Annotated in this window: 1 protein-coding gene; it reads left to right on the top strand. The window is 68.0% G+C overall.

The window, feature by feature from the left end; all coding sequences use genetic code 11:
* Positions 1-381: MAPEG family protein (locus J5M58_RS27095; protein WP_243432574.1), on the top strand; the 381-nt coding region annotated here is incomplete at its 5' end.
* Positions 382-440 lie beyond the last annotated feature (59 nt).

The following is a 440-nucleotide window of genomic DNA, read 5'->3' on the forward strand; positions in this document are numbered from 1 at the left end:
GGAGAAAACATGAACGTATCGCAAACTTGCCTGCTGATCACGGCGCTGATGCCGTTCGTCTGGACGATGTGCGCGAAGTCGAGCAGCCGGTACGACAACCACGACCCGCGCGGCTATCTCGCCCGGCTCGACGGCTGGCGCGCGCGTGCGTTCGCCGCCCATCAGAACTCGTGGGAAGCGTTCGCGCTGTTCACCGCGGCGCTCGTCGTCGCGTGGCACAACGGCGCGAACATGCAGCGCGGCGATCAGCTCGCGATCGTCTTCGTCGCATCGCGCGTGCTGTATGGCGTGCTCTATCTGCTGAACTGGGCGACGCTGCGCTCGCTCGTGTGGACGGTCGGCCTCGTTTGCGTGGTCTGGCTGTTCCTCGCCGCGCCCTGAGCGTGCGCCGGGGCCCCGCACGGGTCTCGTCGGGCGGGCGCGGCGAGGAACAGCCAGAC

It is taken from the genome of Pseudomonas sp. 32_A (assembly GCF_017490905.1).
Lineage (GTDB): Bacteria > Pseudomonadota > Gammaproteobacteria > Pseudomonadales > Pseudomonadaceae > Aquipseudomonas > Aquipseudomonas inefficax.